A 15,417-nucleotide genomic window follows, 5' to 3' on the forward strand; every position below is an offset into this window, starting at 1 on the left:
TCTTTTTTCGGAACTTAAAGTTCCATTTTCAAGGAGACAACATGACTGCAGCCAACAATCGTACGGTGGTCGAAGGCGTCCAGAAGATGACCCCTTCCGAAGCCTTTGTGGAGACCTGCGTGGCCAACGGCGTCACGGAGATGTTCGGCATCATGGGCTCGGCCTTCATGGATGCCATGGACATCTTCGCGCCCGCCGGCATTCGCCTGATCCCCGTGGTGCACGAGCAGGGCGCGGCCCACATGGCCGACGGCTATGCGCGCGTCTCGGGCCGCCACGGCGTGGTGATCGGCCAGAACGGCCCCGGCATCAGCAACTGCGTGACCGCCATTGCTGCCGCCTACTGGGCCCACAGCCCCGTGGTCATGATCACGCCCGAGACCGGCACCATGGGCATGGGCCTGGGGGGCTTCCAGGAAGCCAACCAGCTGCCCATGTTCCAGGAGTTCACCAAGTACCAGGGCCATGTCTGCAACCCCAAGCGCATGGCCGAGTTCACGGCCCGCTGCTTTGACCGCGCCATCTCCGAGATGGGCCCCACCCAGCTGAACATTCCGCGCGACTACTTCTATGGCGAAGTGCAGTGCGAAATCCCCAAGCCCATGCGCGTGGAACGCGGCTCGGGCGGCGAAAACAGCCTGCAGGCCGCCACGGAACTGCTGGCCACGGCCAAGTTCCCCGTGATCCTGGCCGGCGGCGGCGTGGTCATGGGCGATGCGGTCGAGGAGTGCAAGCAGCTGGCCGAGCGCCTGGGCGCACCCGTGGTCACGGGCTATCTGCGCAATGACGCCTTCCCCGCCAAGCACCCGCTGTGGGCCGGCCCGCTGGGCTACCAGGGCTCCAAGGCCGCGATGAAGCTCATCGCCCAGGCCGACGTGGTGATCGCGCTGGGCTCGCGCATGGGCCCCTTCGGCACCCTGCCCCAGCACGGCATGGACTACTGGCCCAAGAACGCCAAGATCATCCAGGTCGAGGCCGACCACACCAACCTGGGCCTGGTCAAGAAGATCTCGGTGGGCATCCACGGCGACGCCAAGGCCGTGGCACGCGAGCTGGGCCGCCGCCTGCAGGGCCAGACCCTGGCCTGCGACGCCACCAAGGCCGCGCGCGCCGACACCATCGCCACCGAGAAGGCGGCCTGGGAGAAGGAGCTGGACGAGTGGACGCATGAGCGCGACCCCTACAGCCTGGACATGATCGAAGAGGCCAAGGGCGAGCGCACGCCCACGGGCGGCCAGTACCTGCATCCGCGCCAGGTGCTGCGCGAGCTGGAAAAGGCCATGCCGCCGCGCGTGATGGTCTCCACCGACATCGGCAACATCAACTCCGTGGCCAACAGCTACCTGCGCTTCGACGAGCCGCGCAGCTTCTTCGCGCCCATGAGCTTCGGCAACTGCGGCTATGCCCTGCCCACCATCATCGGTGCCAAGTGCGCGGCGCCCGACCGCCCGGCCATCGCCTACGCCGGCGACGGCGCCTGGGGCATGAGCATGGTGGAGATCATGACCGCCGTGCGCCATGACATTCCCGTCACGGCCGTGGTCTTCCACAACCGCCAGTGGGGCGCCGAGAAGAAGAACCAGGTGGACTTCTACAACCGCCGCTTCGTGGCCGGCGAGCTGGAAAGCGAGAGCTTCGCAGCCATTGCGAGCGCCATGGGCGCCGAGAGCATCGTGGTCGACCAGATCGAGGACGTGGGCCCGGCGCTGAAGAAGGCCATCGACCTGCAGATGAACCACGGCAAGACCTGCGTGATCGAGGTGATGTGCACGCGCGAACTGGGTGACCCGTTCCGCCGCGATGCGCTCTCCAAGCCCGTGCGCTTCCTCGAAAAGTACAAGGACTTTGTCTAACCCCCTGAGGCGCTGACGCGCCTTCCCCCTCTCTACCCGCTGCGCGGGGGAGGGGGACGACACCCTCGGTGCGGGGCGGCCCTTCCTCGGTGTCCCTGGGATGGGCCGCGCCGGTTTCATGCGCCTGGGTGAAGCGCAAGGCCCTCGAAAGCCGATTCCCAGATTCCCTGCGTTGCTCGCGCCGGGCCCTGTACTTTCCCGCAGGAGCTTTCATGGTCCCCCCACTTTCACTTGCCGTGGCCGCCGATGATGCGCCCGCCACGCCCCGTCCCCATCTCCAGCACTTGCTCGACCAGGCCAAGGCGCAAGGCCCCATTCCTGTGGCCGTGGCCTATCCCTGCGATGCAGGCTCGCTGCAGGCCGCCATGCAGGCCGCGCAGGCGGGCCTGATCACGCCGCTGCTGGTCGGCCCCGAGGCACGCATCCGGGCGGCGGCCCAGGCAGCCGGGCTGGACCTGGCGGGCGCGTCCATCCATTCCACCGCCGACGATCCACGCGCGGCGGCTGCCCAGGCGGCGGCGCTGTGCGGCAGCGGCCAGGCCCGCGCGCTGATGAAGGGCAGCCTGCACAGCGACGAGTTGCTGGGCGCCGCCGTGGCGCGCGAGGCCGGCCTGCGCGGCAGCCGCCGCGCCAGCCATGTGTTCGTGATGGACCTGCCGGGCTTCGAGCGCCCGCTGCTGATGACCGATTGCGTGGTCAACATCTTCCCCACGCTGATGGACAAGCGCGACATCGCGCAGAACGCCATCGACCTGGCCCGTGCCATCGGCATTGCCCGGCCGCGCGTGGCCATGCTCTCGGCGGTGGAGACGGTCAACCCCGCCATCCCCGGCACCATCGACGCGGCCGCGCTGTGCAAGATGGCCGACCGGGGGCAGATCAGCGGCGCCATCCTCGACGGGCCGCTGGCCTACGACAACGCCATCTCACTGCGGTCGGCGCACCACAAGGGCATCGTCTCCGACGTGGCGGGACAGCCCGACGTGCTGCTGGTGCCCAGCCTGGAGGCCGGCAACATGATCTACAAGCAGCTGGTCTACATGGCCGACGCCGAGTGCGCAGGCCTGGTGCTGGGCATGCGCGTGCCCATCGTGCTGACCAGCCGTTCGGACTCGGTGGCCAGCCGCATCGCCTCCTGCGCGCTGGCCGTGCTGGCCGATGCGGCGGGCGGCAAGGAGCAGTCATGAGCCAGGTCCAAGCACAGGTGGCTGCGCAGGCGCCCGTGCCGCGCATGCTGCAATGGCTCAGGCTCCTGCCCGGCACGGGCCTGTCGGGCGTGATCGCGCTGGCGGCGACCTTCGTCTCCACGCTGCATGGCGGGCCGCAGCTGCTGTTCGCGCTGTTCTTCGGCGTGGCCTTCCACTTCCTGAGCCAGGACGCGCGCGCCAAGCCGGGCATCGAGTTCTGCGCGCGCGGCGTGCTGCGCCTGGGCGTGGGCCTGCTGGGCGCGCGCATCACGGCCACGCAGATCGCGGGCCTGGGCTGGACCACGGCGCTGATCGTCATCGCGGCCGTGGTCACCACGCTGCTGTGCGGCACGCTGCTGGGCCGGCGCCTGGGCCTGACGCGGCCGCAGGGCGTGCTGTCGGGCGGCGCGGTGGCCATCTGCGGCGCCTCGGCGGCGCTGGCCATCTCGTCGGTGCTGCCGCGCGACAAGGACAGCGACCGCTTCACGCTCACCGTGGTGGTCACGGTCACCGTGCTGTCCACGGCCGCCATGGTGCTGTATCCGCTGGTGGCGCGCGCCTTGCATCTGCCGCCCGAGCTGGCGGGCCTGTTCATCGGCGGCACCATCCACGATGTGGCCCAGGTGGTGGGCGCGGGCTACACCATCGACCAGGCCACGGGCGACTACGCCACCATCGTCAAGCTGTTCCGCGTGTCCATGCTGGCCGTGGTGGTGGTCATGGTCTCGGCCCTGTTCAAGCGCCAGCGCGAGGCGGCGGCCGAGCAGCACCACGGCAAGAAGCCGGGCCTCGTGCCCTGGTTCCTGTGGGTGTTCGTGGCGCTGGTGGCCATCAACTCGCTGGGCTGGGTGCCGCCGGGCCTGCAGCACCAGTTGAGCGACCTGTCGCGCAACTGCCTGGTGCTGGCCATTGCGGCACTGGGCCTGAAGACCTCGTTCCAGCAACTGGCCCAGGCAGGCTGGCGACCCTTTGCGCTGCTGGTGGTGGAGACGCTGTGGATGGCGGCCTTCGTGCTGATCGCCATCGAGATCGAGATGCGCTGACGCCTGCACAGGCATTGCCGCAAGAGGCCCGCCCTGCGCGGGCCTTTGTCATGGCGCCACACATCGCTTGATGGGTATGCACCAAGATGATACATTTGCACACAAATTTTTGATCCACATCAACGCCCTACCGCGCCGTGAACGTTTTTCGCAAGCAAGCCGGCAGATTCCGCAGGCTGACCGCCACCCAAGTCCTCACCCTGCTGCGCAATCAGCAACCCCGGCAAGCCGCCCTGCTGCGGCTGCTGCCCTGCCTGTCGATGCTGGCCGTGTGCGCGGTGCTGCTCGATTCCCTGCTGCCCATTCCGCTGTGGGCCATCGCCAGCCTGACCGTGGTCATGGCCGCCTACATCGCCCACAACTGCCAGTCCTTTGTCGCCACCCAGCGCAGAAAGTCCACGCTGCGCCATCTCGCGCGCTCCTGCCTGCTGCACGCCGGCTGAAGCACAAGTGCCCCTGGGTGCCGGGCGTCAGGCACCGCCTCTGGCATAGGCCGTCAGCGCCTGGGCCACGGCCTTGAAGACCACGGCGCAGCGCTCGCTCTTGCGCAGGTCCTCGTGCATGGCCACCCAGGTATCGAGCTTCCATGAAAACGCCTGGGGCAGCACCCGCACCAGGCCCGGCTCCCGGGCCGCCAATGCCGACTGGCACACGCCAATGCCAAAGCCCGCGCGGATGGCGCCCAGCTGGGCCAGGTCGCTGTCCGAGCGCAGCGCCATGCCTTCGCGCGTGAGCATGGGAAACTGCTGCTGCATCTTTCGGATCAGGGCGCTTTCATGGTCGAAGCCGATGAGCGAATGCCCGGCCAGGTCCTCCAGCGATTCCGGCACGCCGCGTGCGGACAGATAGCTTTCATGGGCATGCAGCCCCAGCTCGATGGCGCCGATATGGCGTGCCACCAGCGCCTCCTGCTGCGGCCGGAACATGCGCACGGCCACGTCGGCCTCGCGGCGCAACAGGTCGTCCACCGCGTTGGACAGCACCAGCTCGATGCCCAGTTCAGGGTGTGCCGCGCGCAATTGCGCAAGCACAGGCGGCAGCACCTCCACGCCCACCACCTCGCTGGCCGTCAGCCGTACCGTGCCGCGCACGCCCGAGCCATGGCTGGCCGCCACGCGGCGCAGCGCGGCCGCCGTCGCGGCCATGCTGGCTGCATAGGGCTGAAGCTCGTAGGCCGCCTCCGTGGGCGCGAAGCCATCGGATGAGCGGGTGAACAGTTGCAGGCCCAGCGCCGACTCCAGCCCGTCGATGTGGCGGCCCACGGTCGGCTGCGCCACACCCATGGCCCGGCCCGCCGCTGACAGCGACCCGGACTCCAGCACCTGCAAAAAGCTGCGATACCACTCCCAGTGGGGTTCCGACATCACTCATCCATTCATTTATGCATGGACACCAGAGAATTCTAGGCAATTTTCTTTTTGCAGCGGGTTGCTGACACTGAGGCTGTCACCACAGGACCCAGCCCATGCCATCCATTGCACTCTTCGGCGCCGCAGGCGCCATCGGCCAGAGCCTGGCCACCGCGCTCAGACAACAGGGCCGCGCCTACCGCGTGGTCGGCCGCAGCGAAGCCAGCCTGCGCCAGACCTTCGGCGCCGACCCGCTGGCCGAGATCGTCCCCTGGAACCCGGACAGCACCGGCTCCGTCGAGGCTGCCGCCCACGGCGTGGACACGCTGGTCTACCTGGTGGGCGTGAACTACTGGCAGTTCGCATTGCATCCCGAGCTCATGCGCAGGACGCTGGACGGCGCCATTGCCGCCGGCGTGCGCCGCATCGTACTGATCGGCACCGTCTATCCCTATGGAAAGGCGCAGGCCCATGCCGTGAAGGAAGACCATCCACGCAACCCGCATACCTTCAAGGGCCGCATGCGCAAGGCGCAGGAAGACCTGCTGCTGCAGGCCCACGCACAGGGCCGCATCGAGGCCGCCGTACTGCGCCTGCCCGACTTCTACGGCCCGGGCGTGCACAACAGCCTGCTGCACGGAGCCTTCGAGGCGGCGGCCCGTGGCGGCCGGGCCGACATGGTCGGCCCGCTGGACCGGCCGCATGAGTTTGTCTATGTGCCCGATGTGGGCCCCGTCGTGGCGCGCCTGATCGGCGCGCCGCAGGCTTTCGGCAAGGTCTGGCACCTCGCCGGCGCGGGGGCGATCACGCAGCGCGACGTCGTCTCGGAGATCGAACGCCTGACCGGCAGGCCGTTGAAGCTGCGCGTTGCAGGAAAGACCGCGCTGCGCCTGGCCGGCCTGTTCAACCCCTTCATGCGCGAGCTGGCCGAGATGCACTACCTGCTGACCGATCCGCTGCTCATGGAGGACTCCGCCCTGCACGCCCTGCTGGGCCCCATCGCCAAGACGCCCTATGCGCAGGGCATATGCGCAACGCTCAACGCCGCCATGGCAAGTGCCGACTCACACTTGGCTGCGGCCTGAGCCTGGCCTGCAGCCCGCAAACAAAAAAGCCCTGACAGCAAAACTGTCAGGGCCTTTGTCTATCTGGCAGGGGAGGAAGGACTCGAACCCTCGCATGCCGGAATCAAAATCCGGTGCCTTTACCAACTTGGCGACTCCCCTAGAAGACCTAAATTCTAATACGTTTTTTTGGCCCGAAATCCAAAATTCCAAAAATTTCGACACCGCCAAAGTTGTCTTCATGGCGCGGCCAGGGCTCCCTCAAGACAGCGGAGTATCGCCTCCCGCCCCATCGCCGTGAAACAGCCAATGAAGACAAACACGGACTCCGAGACCCTGGCCCCATGCAGGCTGGCAATGCGCAAGCGCCCACCCACCACGTGGACTTCCTGGACGCTGTCCTGCCCGCCCAACCGCACGATGCCCTTGGCCCGCAACAGGGGGACAGGCAGCGTACGCAGCGCCTGCCGCAACCGCTGCCGGTCAAAGCAGCGGCGCGTTGCGTAGGAAAAGCTGCCCACTTCGGCCATGCCGGCCATGTTCCCGGCCTGGCTTTTCCAGGAGCCGCCCGCTTGCAGCAGGCCTTGCGGGCGGCGTGGCGAGGCAGCCGCATCAATGAACACGGCCAGCGGTATCTCGCCATGTCGGGCAGCCAGCACCACGGCACCGGGCGCCATGCCGGCCACGCGCGCGGCCACCTTTTCGGTGGCACATGCGCCGGCCAGATCGGCCTTGGTCAGCACCAGCGCCGTCGCGCCCGAGATCTGGCGGCGGACCATGTCGCCGACCAGCGGGTCGCACAGTTGCTCATCGACGTCCTGGACATCCACCGCCACCAGGATGGCGTTGAGCTGCAGTGCGGGATCGAGCATGCCGACCTGGGCAATGCGCACGGGGTCGGAGACGCCGCTGGCCTCGATGACCAGCAGGTCCGGTCGGTCAGGCCGCGCGCCCACGGCGGCCAGGGCTTCAGCCAGCCGGCCTCCGATGGAGCAGCAGATGCAGCCGTTTTCCAGCTGCAGCACGTCGCTGCTGCGCGTGCGGATCAGGGCGGCGTCGATGTTGATCTCGCCGAAGTCGTTGACCAGCACGGCCACGCGCAGGCCATCGGCACGCTCCAGCAGCCGGTTGAGCAAAGTGGTCTTGCCCGCGCCCAGATAACCGCCCACGACGACCATGGGAACGGGCGCCCGCTGCGCCGCGGCGACCGGCGTGCTCATGGCTGGGACCCGGGCGCGGGGAAGATGCGGCCGCCCAGCACGGTGCCCCAGACCTTCACGTCCTTGAGCGCCGCTGGCGCCACCGCGCGGGGATCGTCCTCCAGCACGGCGAAGTCCGCCAGCTTGCCGGGCTCGATGCTGCCCACGCGCCGCTCCAGTTTCAGGGTACGGGCCGCGCCCATAGTGATGGCATGCAGGGCGTCGTCCACCGACAGGCGCTCGGCCTCGCCCAGCACGCGGCCTGAAGCGGTTTCGCGCTGCACGGCGCACCATGCGGTGAACAGGGGGTGGATGGGGGTGATGGGCGCATCGGAATGCATGGCGAAATCCATGCCCAGGCGCCGCGCCGTGCCCGCTGCATTCATGCGCGAGGCCCACTGCATGCCCACGGTCTGCTCGGCGTGGGCATCGCCCCAGTAGTAGAGATGGTTGGAGAAGAAGTTGACGCACATTCCCAGGCGCGCGGCGCGCTGCAGCTGGGCGCTGCTGGCCAGCTGGCAGTGCTGCAGGGTGTGGCGATGGTCGGCGCGCGGGTGCCTGGCCAGCAGGTCCTCGATCACATCCAGCACCACCTCGGTGGCCTCGTCTCCGTTGGTGTGGATGTGCAGTTGCAGACCGGCCAGGTGGAAGGGCTCGAACAGCGCGGGCAGCTGCGACGGGGGAATCAGCCACAGGCCGTTGGGCTGCCCGCCCGCGTAGCCGGGAGCGCGCAGGCGCGCGGTGAAGCCCTGGATGGAGCCGTCCACGATGAACTTGACGGGGCCGAACTGCAGCTTGTCACTGGCCGACGATGCGGCAGCGGCGTGCACGCGTGCGGCGCCGCCTTCCGGGTTGCGCTGCGGCGCGAAGGCCGGGACGATGCGCAGCGGATAGGCCGCGTCGCCCGTGACTTCGCGCAGCGCGCACAGGCCCTGGGGCGAGAGATCGCTGACCAGGTCGGTGGCCGTGGTCACGCCCGCGAGCTGGGCCACGCGGCCGAACTTCCAGATCGCCTCGCGCTGCTCGGCGGCGGCCAGCGACAGCGCGCTGCCGATCACCTTCTGCACGGGGTACATGGCGGCGAACTCCTGCAGCTCGCCCGTGGGCTGGCCCTCGGCATCCTTGTGGATGCCGTCGATGTCGGTGTCCTCGTCAATGCCGGCCAGCGCCAGCATGGCCGAGTTCACATTCATCAGGTGCACGCTGGCGTGCAGGATGACGATGGGCCGCGTGGCGGAGACACGGTCCAGCTCGCGCACCGACAGCCGGCTGCTGCCGAAGAGGATGGGATCGAAGCCCCAGGCCAGCAGCGTGGCCTGCGCATCGGGCAGGGCACGCTCGGCCTCGGCCAGGCGCGCCAGCACGGCATCCAGCGTGCGCAGGCCGGGCCACAGGCGGCCCTCGGGATCGCGCCGATCGAAGTAGCCCAGGTACACGGCCTCCCACATGGCGCCTTCCATCAGGTGGCTGTGCGCCTCGATCAGGCCGGGCATGAGGACCTTGCCGTGCAGGTGATCGATGCGTTCGGCCTCGGGCCAGGCAGCCATGTCGGCCTCCTGGCCAACGGCCAAGATGCGGCCGCCCTGCACGGCCACATGGGTGGCCTGCGGCTGGGCCGGGTTCATGGTGAGGATGGTGCGCGCCGCAAAGACCTGCGTGCGCGCGTTCTCGTCGTGGTTCATGGTGGTGGTCTTTTTCAGGCGGCCTTGACGCGCGCGGCACCGGGCAGATAGTGGACGATGGCCGTGACCAGCAGGTTCAGCGCCAGGCTGACGAAGCCCAGGTTGATGCCGCCGAAATCCGGCTGCTGGATGTACAGCGCAATGGCCAGCGCCTGGCCGCAGGTAATGCCCAGGGCAACGGCCATGGGCCGGATGCGCCAGCCGAAGAGGATGGCCATCATTCCGGGGAAGAACTGCGTCACGCCGTAGTAGGTGGTGTTGATCAGCGTCAGCATCAGGTTGGGCGTGAGCAGCGTCATCACGATGGACAGCACCAGGTAAATGACGATCACCACCTTGGCGCCCTGCTTTTGCTTGGCCTCGGGCAGGCCGGGCAACAGGTTGCGGGCCACGATGGGGCCGATGGCCAGGCAGATGCCCGCCAGCACCAGCAAGCCCGACAGCGCGGCGCCTGCGGCCACCAGGCCCAGCAGCCAGTCGGGCAGCAGTCGCACGGCAGCCGCGAAGAAGGCCTCGTTGGGCGATGCCAGCTGCAGGTTCTGGCTGATGGCGTAGTACGAGGCCAGCACCAGGAACGGGTACATCAGCATGTACAGCGGCATGGCGATCTGGGTGCGGCGGATGGTGTGCGAACTCTTGGCCGTGAAGAAGTTCTGCACGGCGAACGGCATCATGTAGAAGCCCAGCGCCTGGAACAGCATGGTGCTCATGGAAAAGCGCAGCTGCGTATCGGTCATGTGGTTGCTGACCTTGGCACTGGCGGCGGTGAACACATCGCCCACACCCGCATGCCAGCCCACGGCCACGCCCGTGGCGATGATGGCCACCACCATCAGGATGTCCTTGAGGATGGCGATATAGGCCGAGGCGCGCACCCCCGAGATGGCGATGTAGGTGAAGGCCAGGCCCGCAGAGATCAGCAGCAGGTGCAGCGGCTGGAAATTCCATCCCAGGCCCTTGAGCGCGGCCACCAGCCCCGTGAACTGCAGCTGGCCCCAGGGCAGCAGGAACAGGATGGCCGAGCCGGCCACGATCAGCTCCAGCGCACGGCTGCCGAAGTGGCCCTTGAACAGGTCCGGCAGCGTGATGGCGTTGTGCCGCAGCCCCGCCTTCCAGATCATGGGGCCGAGGAAGTAGCCCAGCGGATAGGCCAGCAGGATGTAGCCCAGGAACCAGACGCCATAGGTCGGCCCCTTGGCGTAGATGCCGCCCGGAAAGCCGACCATGGTGCCGATGCTGTAGATCTCGCCAGCGGCCAGGAAGAACACCAGGTAGGCGCCGAACTGGCGGGAGGCGACGAAGAAGTCATGCACGCTTTGCGCACCCTTGCCCGTGCGCGAGCGGATGGCCAGGTACAGGGACAGCGCGATGAAGCCCAGAAAGACTGCGGTGGTCATGGCGGTGCTCCCTTCAGGCGGACTGCGCGTCGTCGGCTTCGTGGCGGTCGAACATCAGCCAGCACACGAGCATGCACAGCGACGTCAGCACGAACCACATGAAGATCCACAGGTAGATGAAGGGCACGCCGAACACGAAGCGATCGACGGACGCGACCCAGGGAAGCAGGCCGATCACCGCGATGTACGGGATGCCTATGCCGATGAACAGCTTGAGCATGGTTTGTCTCCTTTTGCTCCGATGAAAGAGTTGGCGGTTGTGGCCGCTCTATAGAACATTTCAATGTCCCTGGATGCAATCTTAGGAAGCGCCTACCTATAATTCAAATGAAAAATTTGCCAACAAACCATGAGGACTCCGCATGGATACACAGAAGCTGCGGCACCTGCTGGCCATCGTCGAGCACGGCACCTTTTCCGACGCAGCGCGCGCCGTGCATCTCACCCAGCCGGCGCTGAGCCGCAGCATCCGCGCGCTGGAAGATGAACTCAGGGCGCAGCTGTTCGACCGGGGCGCGCGGCGCGCCCGGCTGACGGTGTTTGGCGAACTCGTGGCCGAGCGTGCACGCCGCATGCGGCTGGAGGAAACCCAGTTGCGGCGTGACCTGGAGCTGCTGCGCGGCGGCCAGGAAGGCGCGCTCGCCATTGGCGTGGCGCCCGCGCCCGCGGCGCTGCTGCTCAAGCCCTTTCTGATCCACATGGCGCAGGCGCATCCGCGCGTGAAGGTGCGCGCCGAAATGGGTGCCACCAGCGCATTGCTGCAGCTGCTGCGCAACGAATCCATCGATGCCATCGTCGGCGACGCCTACGTGCTGCGCGCCGCCGATGACGTGGACATGGAACTGCTGGGCGAGCTGCCGGCCGGCCTGGTCTGCCGCGCGGGCCACCCCGTGCTGCAAAACCCCGGCATGGACGAGATCCGCCGCTACCCGCTGGCCACCACCACGCTGAGCACGGCCATGACACGGCAAATGGCCGAGCTGTGGGGCCAGGGCATCGAGCCCGACAAGCTGTTCACCCTGCACTGCAACGACCTGGACCTGCTGCGCGGCGTGACCCTGGCCACGGACACCTTGCTGTTCGGCGTGCTGTCCATCACCCGCAAGGAGCGCGCCAGCGGCGCCATGGCCGAAGTGCCCCTGCCCGCCGATCCCCGCCGATGCGGCCGCTACGGCATGGCGCGCATGGCCGCGCGCACCCTGTCACCGGCGCTGGACACGGCCTACGCCTTCACGCGCACGCACTGGCGCGAACTGTCGGAGCACGACCAGGAGCCCGGTTGATCGATGCTCAGCCGGCCGCCGGGGCCTGTGCATGTGCCTGTGCCTGTGCATGCGCCAGGCCCAGCGGCAAGGTCTGCGCGCGCAGCCAGTCCAGCACCAGGGCGAAGCTGGCCTCGTCCTGCACCGGCCGGGGCGACATGAGCACGTAGTGCGAGCCATCGGCCACGAAGCCGCGCGGCGCGCACAGCGTGCCGCTGGCCAGGTCATCGGCCACCAGTGCCAGCGGGCCGATGGCGACGCCGGCCCCGGCCACGGCGGCCTGCAGGCTCAGGTAGAAATGCTCGAAGCGCACCTCGCGACCGGCCCGCAGCGGCACGCCGGTCAGTTCGCTCCAATGCCGCCATGCGTCCGGCCGCGACTGCGTATGCAGCAGCACCCCGCCCAGCGGCCCTGAGCGTGCCAGCGCCTTGGCAAGCGCGGGCCTGCAGACGGGCCCCACGCGCTCTTGCAGAAAGGGCTCGGCCACCACATCGGCGCCCATGTCGAAATCCGCGCGGCGTATGGCCAGATCAATGCCCTCGCGCGCAAAGGGCACGGAGCCGCCGGCCGATACCAGGCGCAGCTCGCGCTGCGTGCCGATCGCTTCCTGCAAACCACCCAGACGCGGAATCAGCCAGCGCATCAAAAACGTGGGCTCGCACGACAGCACCAGCGGCCGGTCCGGCCCTGCCGCCTGCCGCGCGCGGCCCAGCGCGCCGCGCAGGCGCTCCAGCGCCAGGGCCACCTCCTCGGCCAGCACGCGGGCCGTGGGCGTGGCAATGATGCTGCGGTTGCTGCGCTGGAACAGCGCAAAGCCCAGCGCCTCCTCCATGTCGCGCACGGCACGGCTCACGGCGCCATCGGTCAGGTGCAGCTCGCGCGCGGCCTTGGAGACACTGCCATGGCGCACCGTGGCCTCGAAGGCGCGCAGGGCAGACAGCGGTGGCATGTGGACGGGTGCGGGCATGGCAATGGCGGCTCTAGACAGGTGGAACAGCGGACTTTCAGTTGAACATTGCTCAATTGAATGATGAGTCTATATCGATTTATTACTGGAGCATCTTCATGCAAAGTAAGCCCATCGATTGAGGTTTCAGCAAGAACCATGAAGCACTCCAGCCCCAACTCCGCCAACCCCTCGGCCAGCACCCCGGCCAGCGCGCCCCTGGCCATCACCATGGGCGATCCATTGGGCATCGGGCCCGAGATCATCGTCAAGCTGGCAATGGACCCTGCGCGGCCCTGCACGCCGTTTCTCGTCATCGGCGACATCGCCCGGCTGCAGCGGGCGGCCGATGGGCTGGGCGTCCATCCGCAGATCCGGGCCATCGAGACACCGGCCCAGGTCCCTGCCCTGGTACCGCCCGCCACGCTCTTCGTGCTGCAGACCGGCGAGGACCTGCCGCCGGACCTGCCCTGGGGCTGCGTCGATGCACGCGCCGGCGCGGCCTGCCATGCCTATATCCAGCGCGGCATCGACCTGGCCCTGGCTGGCGACGTCTCGGGCCTGGTGACCGCCCCCATCCACAAGGAAGCGCTGCGCGCGGCAGGCTGCCCGCATCCGGGCCATACCGAGATGCTGGCCGAGCGTTCCGGCACACGCGACTTCGCCATGATGCTCGCCAATGATGAGCTGCGGGTGCTGCTGGTCTCCATCCATGTGCCGCTGCAGCAGGCCATCGCCTCCGTGACCATGGACAACGAGCTGCGCGCCATTCGCCTCGCGCACCAGGCCTGCCGCGCGTTCGGCATCCCCCGGCCCCGGGTGGCCGTGGCAGGGCTCAATCCGCATGCCGGTGAAAACGGTCTGTTCGGGGACGAGGACCGCTCGGTGATCATCCCCGCCATTGCCGCCGCGCGCGCCGAAGGCATCGACGCCAGCGGCCCCTGGCCCGGCGACACGGTCTTCATGCGGGCGCGCCGGGGCGAGTTCGACGTGGTGGTCGCCCAGTTCCATGACCAGGGGCTGATTCCCGTGAAATACCTGGGTGTGGAGCAAGGCGTGAACATCACCGTGGGCCTGCCCTTTGTGCGCACCTCGGTGGACCATGGCACGGCCTTCGACATCGCGGGCACGGGCCGCGCCGACCACGCCAGCCTGGCCTGCGCGCTGCGCCAGGCGGCAGCCATGGTGCAGGCCACCCGTACCGGTACCAGTGCACGAACGCAACGCCCGGACTTCATCTTCATGCTCACGCAGCAGGACAGGACCATTGCCGATGCGCGCGAGCGGCTGCGCGAGGTGCTGGCCCAGGGCGTTCGCCATGTGGGCTTCAAGGACATCGGCCTGCCCCTGCCCGAGCTGCATGCCCTGGCCCGGGACATCCGTGCGGGCGGCGCCAGGGTCTATCTGGAGGTTGTCAGCCTCGACGAGGCCAGCGAAGTGGCCTCCGCCCGCGCGGCGGTCGACATCGGGGTGGACGTGCTCATGGGTGGCACACGGCCCGAGGCGGTGCTGCCCGTGCTGCGCGGCAGCGGCATTGCGTACTACCCGTTTCCCGGCAAGGTGAGCGGGCATCCGAGCGTGCTTTCAGGCCCGGTACAGGACATCGTGGCCAGCGCCCGCCGCATGGCGGGGCTGGACGGCGTGCATGGCCTGGACCTGCTGGCCTACCGCTTCCACGGCGACGTGCCGGCCCTGATCAAGGCCGTCTGCGATGCGGTGGACAAACCTGTGGTCGTGGCCGGCTCCATTGATCGCAGGGAACGCATCGCGGCCGTGCTGGCCGGCGGCGCAGCGGGCTTCACGATAGGCACTGCCGCCTTCGAGGAGACTTTTCCGGCCGCGCGGCCCGGGCTGGCGGCGCAATTGCAGGCCATACAGGCGCTGGTGGACTGACGCCGGCCATGTCGGCTATGCCGGCCCGCGCCTCGCACGCCGGGGTCACGGTCCAGCAGCAGCTGCAGCGGTTTCGCCCACCGGTGCCCGGGCGTTCTCACAGCCCCAGGTACAGGGCCAGCAGCGAAACGGCGGCCGGCACGGCCTGCACCCAGAGGATCTTGCGGCTGGCGGTGGCGGCGCCATACAGGCCTGCCACCAGCACGCACAGGAGAAAAAAGTACTTGAACGCCAGGCCGTCGGCGCCCTGCGCCAGCCCCCAGATCAGCCCTGCGGCGAGAAAGCCGTTGTAAAGCCCCTGGTTGGCGGCCAGCGTCCTGGTCTGCTGCGCAAATTCCGGCGTCAGCCCAAAGGCCTTCCTGCCAGCCGGCCGGTCCCAGAGAAACATCTCCAGCACGAGGATGTAGACATGGATTGCGGCGACGATGCCTATGAGAACGTTGGCCATCTGGGTGGATAGGAAAGTGGACAGGCCCCTGTATACGGGATGCATCCGCCGCCGTCCATGCCCGCCGCGCCACACATGGCCTGCAACGGCCTGC

General features: G+C 68.2%; 14 protein-coding genes and 1 tRNA gene. 7 read left to right on the forward strand and 8 right to left on the reverse strand.

Annotated features, from left to right (window positions below; all coding sequences use genetic code 11):
• The first annotated feature begins 41 nt into the window (after positions 1–41).
• The 4 genes from xsc (at position 42) to ACRSCF_RS23580 (ending at position 4,526) form a co-directional block, all read left to right on the forward strand.
• Positions 42–1,853 carry a sulfoacetaldehyde acetyltransferase gene (gene xsc / locus ACRSCF_RS23565; protein ID WP_126312785.1) on the forward strand — a complete coding sequence of 604 codons (1,812 nt, stop codon included), beginning with the start codon at positions 42–44 and terminating at the stop codon, positions 1,851–1,853.
• 212 nt (positions 1,854–2,065) lie between these two features.
• Positions 2,066–3,040, forward strand: a complete 975-nt coding sequence (locus ACRSCF_RS23570; RefSeq protein WP_034367801.1) for a bifunctional enoyl-CoA hydratase/phosphate acetyltransferase — start codon at positions 2,066–2,068, stop codon at positions 3,038–3,040.
• Positions 3,037–4,083, forward strand: a complete 1,047-nt coding sequence (locus ACRSCF_RS23575; RefSeq protein WP_016450079.1) for a YeiH family protein — start codon at positions 3,037–3,039, stop codon at positions 4,081–4,083. The genes ACRSCF_RS23570 and ACRSCF_RS23575 overlap by 4 nt, the downstream gene beginning before the upstream one ends.
• 137 nt (positions 4,084–4,220) lie before the next feature.
• Positions 4,221–4,526, forward strand: coding sequence for a hypothetical protein (locus ACRSCF_RS23580; protein WP_016450080.1), 306 nt, complete (start codon positions 4,221–4,223; stop codon positions 4,524–4,526).
• Positions 4,527–4,553: 27 nt separating this feature from the next.
• Here the strand turns inward: ACRSCF_RS23580 and ACRSCF_RS23585 are convergent, their stop codons facing one another.
• Entirely contained in the window at positions 4,554–5,447 is an 894-nt protein-coding gene (locus ACRSCF_RS23585; protein WP_016450081.1) for a LysR family transcriptional regulator, read from the reverse strand.
• A 101-nt stretch (positions 5,448–5,548) separates the two neighbouring features.
• On the opposite strand from ACRSCF_RS23585, the gene ACRSCF_RS23590 reads away from it, so the two are divergent.
• On the forward strand, positions 5,549–6,517 hold the full coding sequence (locus ACRSCF_RS23590; protein ID WP_034367796.1) for an NAD-dependent epimerase/dehydratase family protein: 969 nt from the start codon (positions 5,549–5,551) through the stop codon (positions 6,515–6,517).
• A gap of 64 nt (positions 6,518–6,581) precedes the next feature.
• Here ACRSCF_RS23590 and ACRSCF_RS23595 read toward each other — a convergent pair.
• The 5 genes from ACRSCF_RS23595 to ACRSCF_RS23615 form a co-directional block, all read right to left on the reverse strand.
• Positions 6,582–6,658, reverse strand: a tRNA-Gln gene (locus ACRSCF_RS23595).
• Positions 6,659–6,735: 77 nt separating this feature from the next.
• A complete protein-coding gene (locus ACRSCF_RS23600) occupies positions 6,736–7,716 on the reverse strand; it encodes a CobW family GTP-binding protein (RefSeq protein WP_016454300.1) in 981 nt (326 codons plus the stop codon).
• Complete coding sequence (locus ACRSCF_RS23605) at positions 7,713–9,377, reverse strand: amidohydrolase (protein WP_432675092.1); 1,665 nt, start codon at positions 9,375–9,377, stop codon at positions 7,713–7,715. Before ACRSCF_RS23605 ends, ACRSCF_RS23600 begins: the two co-directional genes overlap by 4 nt.
• Before the next feature lie 14 nt (positions 9,378–9,391).
• Positions 9,392–10,774 (reverse strand): sodium:solute symporter family protein, encoded by a 1,383-nt coding sequence (locus tag ACRSCF_RS23610; protein ID WP_034367792.1) that lies wholly within the window; start codon positions 10,772–10,774, stop codon positions 9,392–9,394.
• 13 nt (positions 10,775–10,787) lie between these two features.
• Entirely contained in the window at positions 10,788–10,994 is a 207-nt protein-coding gene (locus tag ACRSCF_RS23615) for a DUF3311 domain-containing protein (protein WP_016450086.1), read from the reverse strand.
• A gap of 142 nt (positions 10,995–11,136) precedes the next feature.
• Between ACRSCF_RS23615 and ACRSCF_RS23620 the strand changes: the two genes are divergently transcribed.
• The gene (locus tag ACRSCF_RS23620) at positions 11,137–12,057 is read left to right on the forward strand and encodes a LysR family transcriptional regulator (RefSeq protein ID WP_034367789.1); all 921 of its coding nucleotides are present in this window, start codon (positions 11,137–11,139) and stop codon (positions 12,055–12,057) included.
• Between the two features lie 7 nt (positions 12,058–12,064).
• Here ACRSCF_RS23620 and ACRSCF_RS23625 read toward each other — a convergent pair whose 3' ends face one another.
• Positions 12,065–13,003, reverse strand: a complete 939-nt coding sequence (locus tag ACRSCF_RS23625) for a LysR family transcriptional regulator (protein ID WP_034367786.1) — start codon at positions 13,001–13,003, stop codon at positions 12,065–12,067.
• 138 nt (positions 13,004–13,141) lie between these two features.
• On the opposite strand from ACRSCF_RS23625, the gene pdxA reads away from it, so the two are divergent.
• Complete coding sequence (gene pdxA / locus ACRSCF_RS23630; protein ID WP_244387218.1) at positions 13,142–14,875, forward strand: 4-hydroxythreonine-4-phosphate dehydrogenase PdxA; 1,734 nt, start codon at positions 13,142–13,144, stop codon at positions 14,873–14,875.
• Positions 14,876–14,972: 97 nt separating this feature from the next.
• Here the strand turns inward: pdxA and ACRSCF_RS23635 are convergent, their stop codons facing one another.
• Positions 14,973–15,323: a DUF1304 domain-containing protein gene (locus ACRSCF_RS23635; protein ID WP_017407778.1), complete on the reverse strand. Its 351-nt coding sequence runs from the start codon at positions 15,321–15,323 to the stop codon at positions 14,973–14,975.
• Positions 15,324–15,417 lie beyond the last annotated feature (94 nt).

Origin of the sequence: Delftia sp. 11MD (genome assembly GCF_050907895.1) — a bacterium.
Classification (GTDB): domain Bacteria; phylum Pseudomonadota; class Gammaproteobacteria; order Burkholderiales; family Burkholderiaceae_C; genus Comamonas; species Comamonas tsuruhatensis.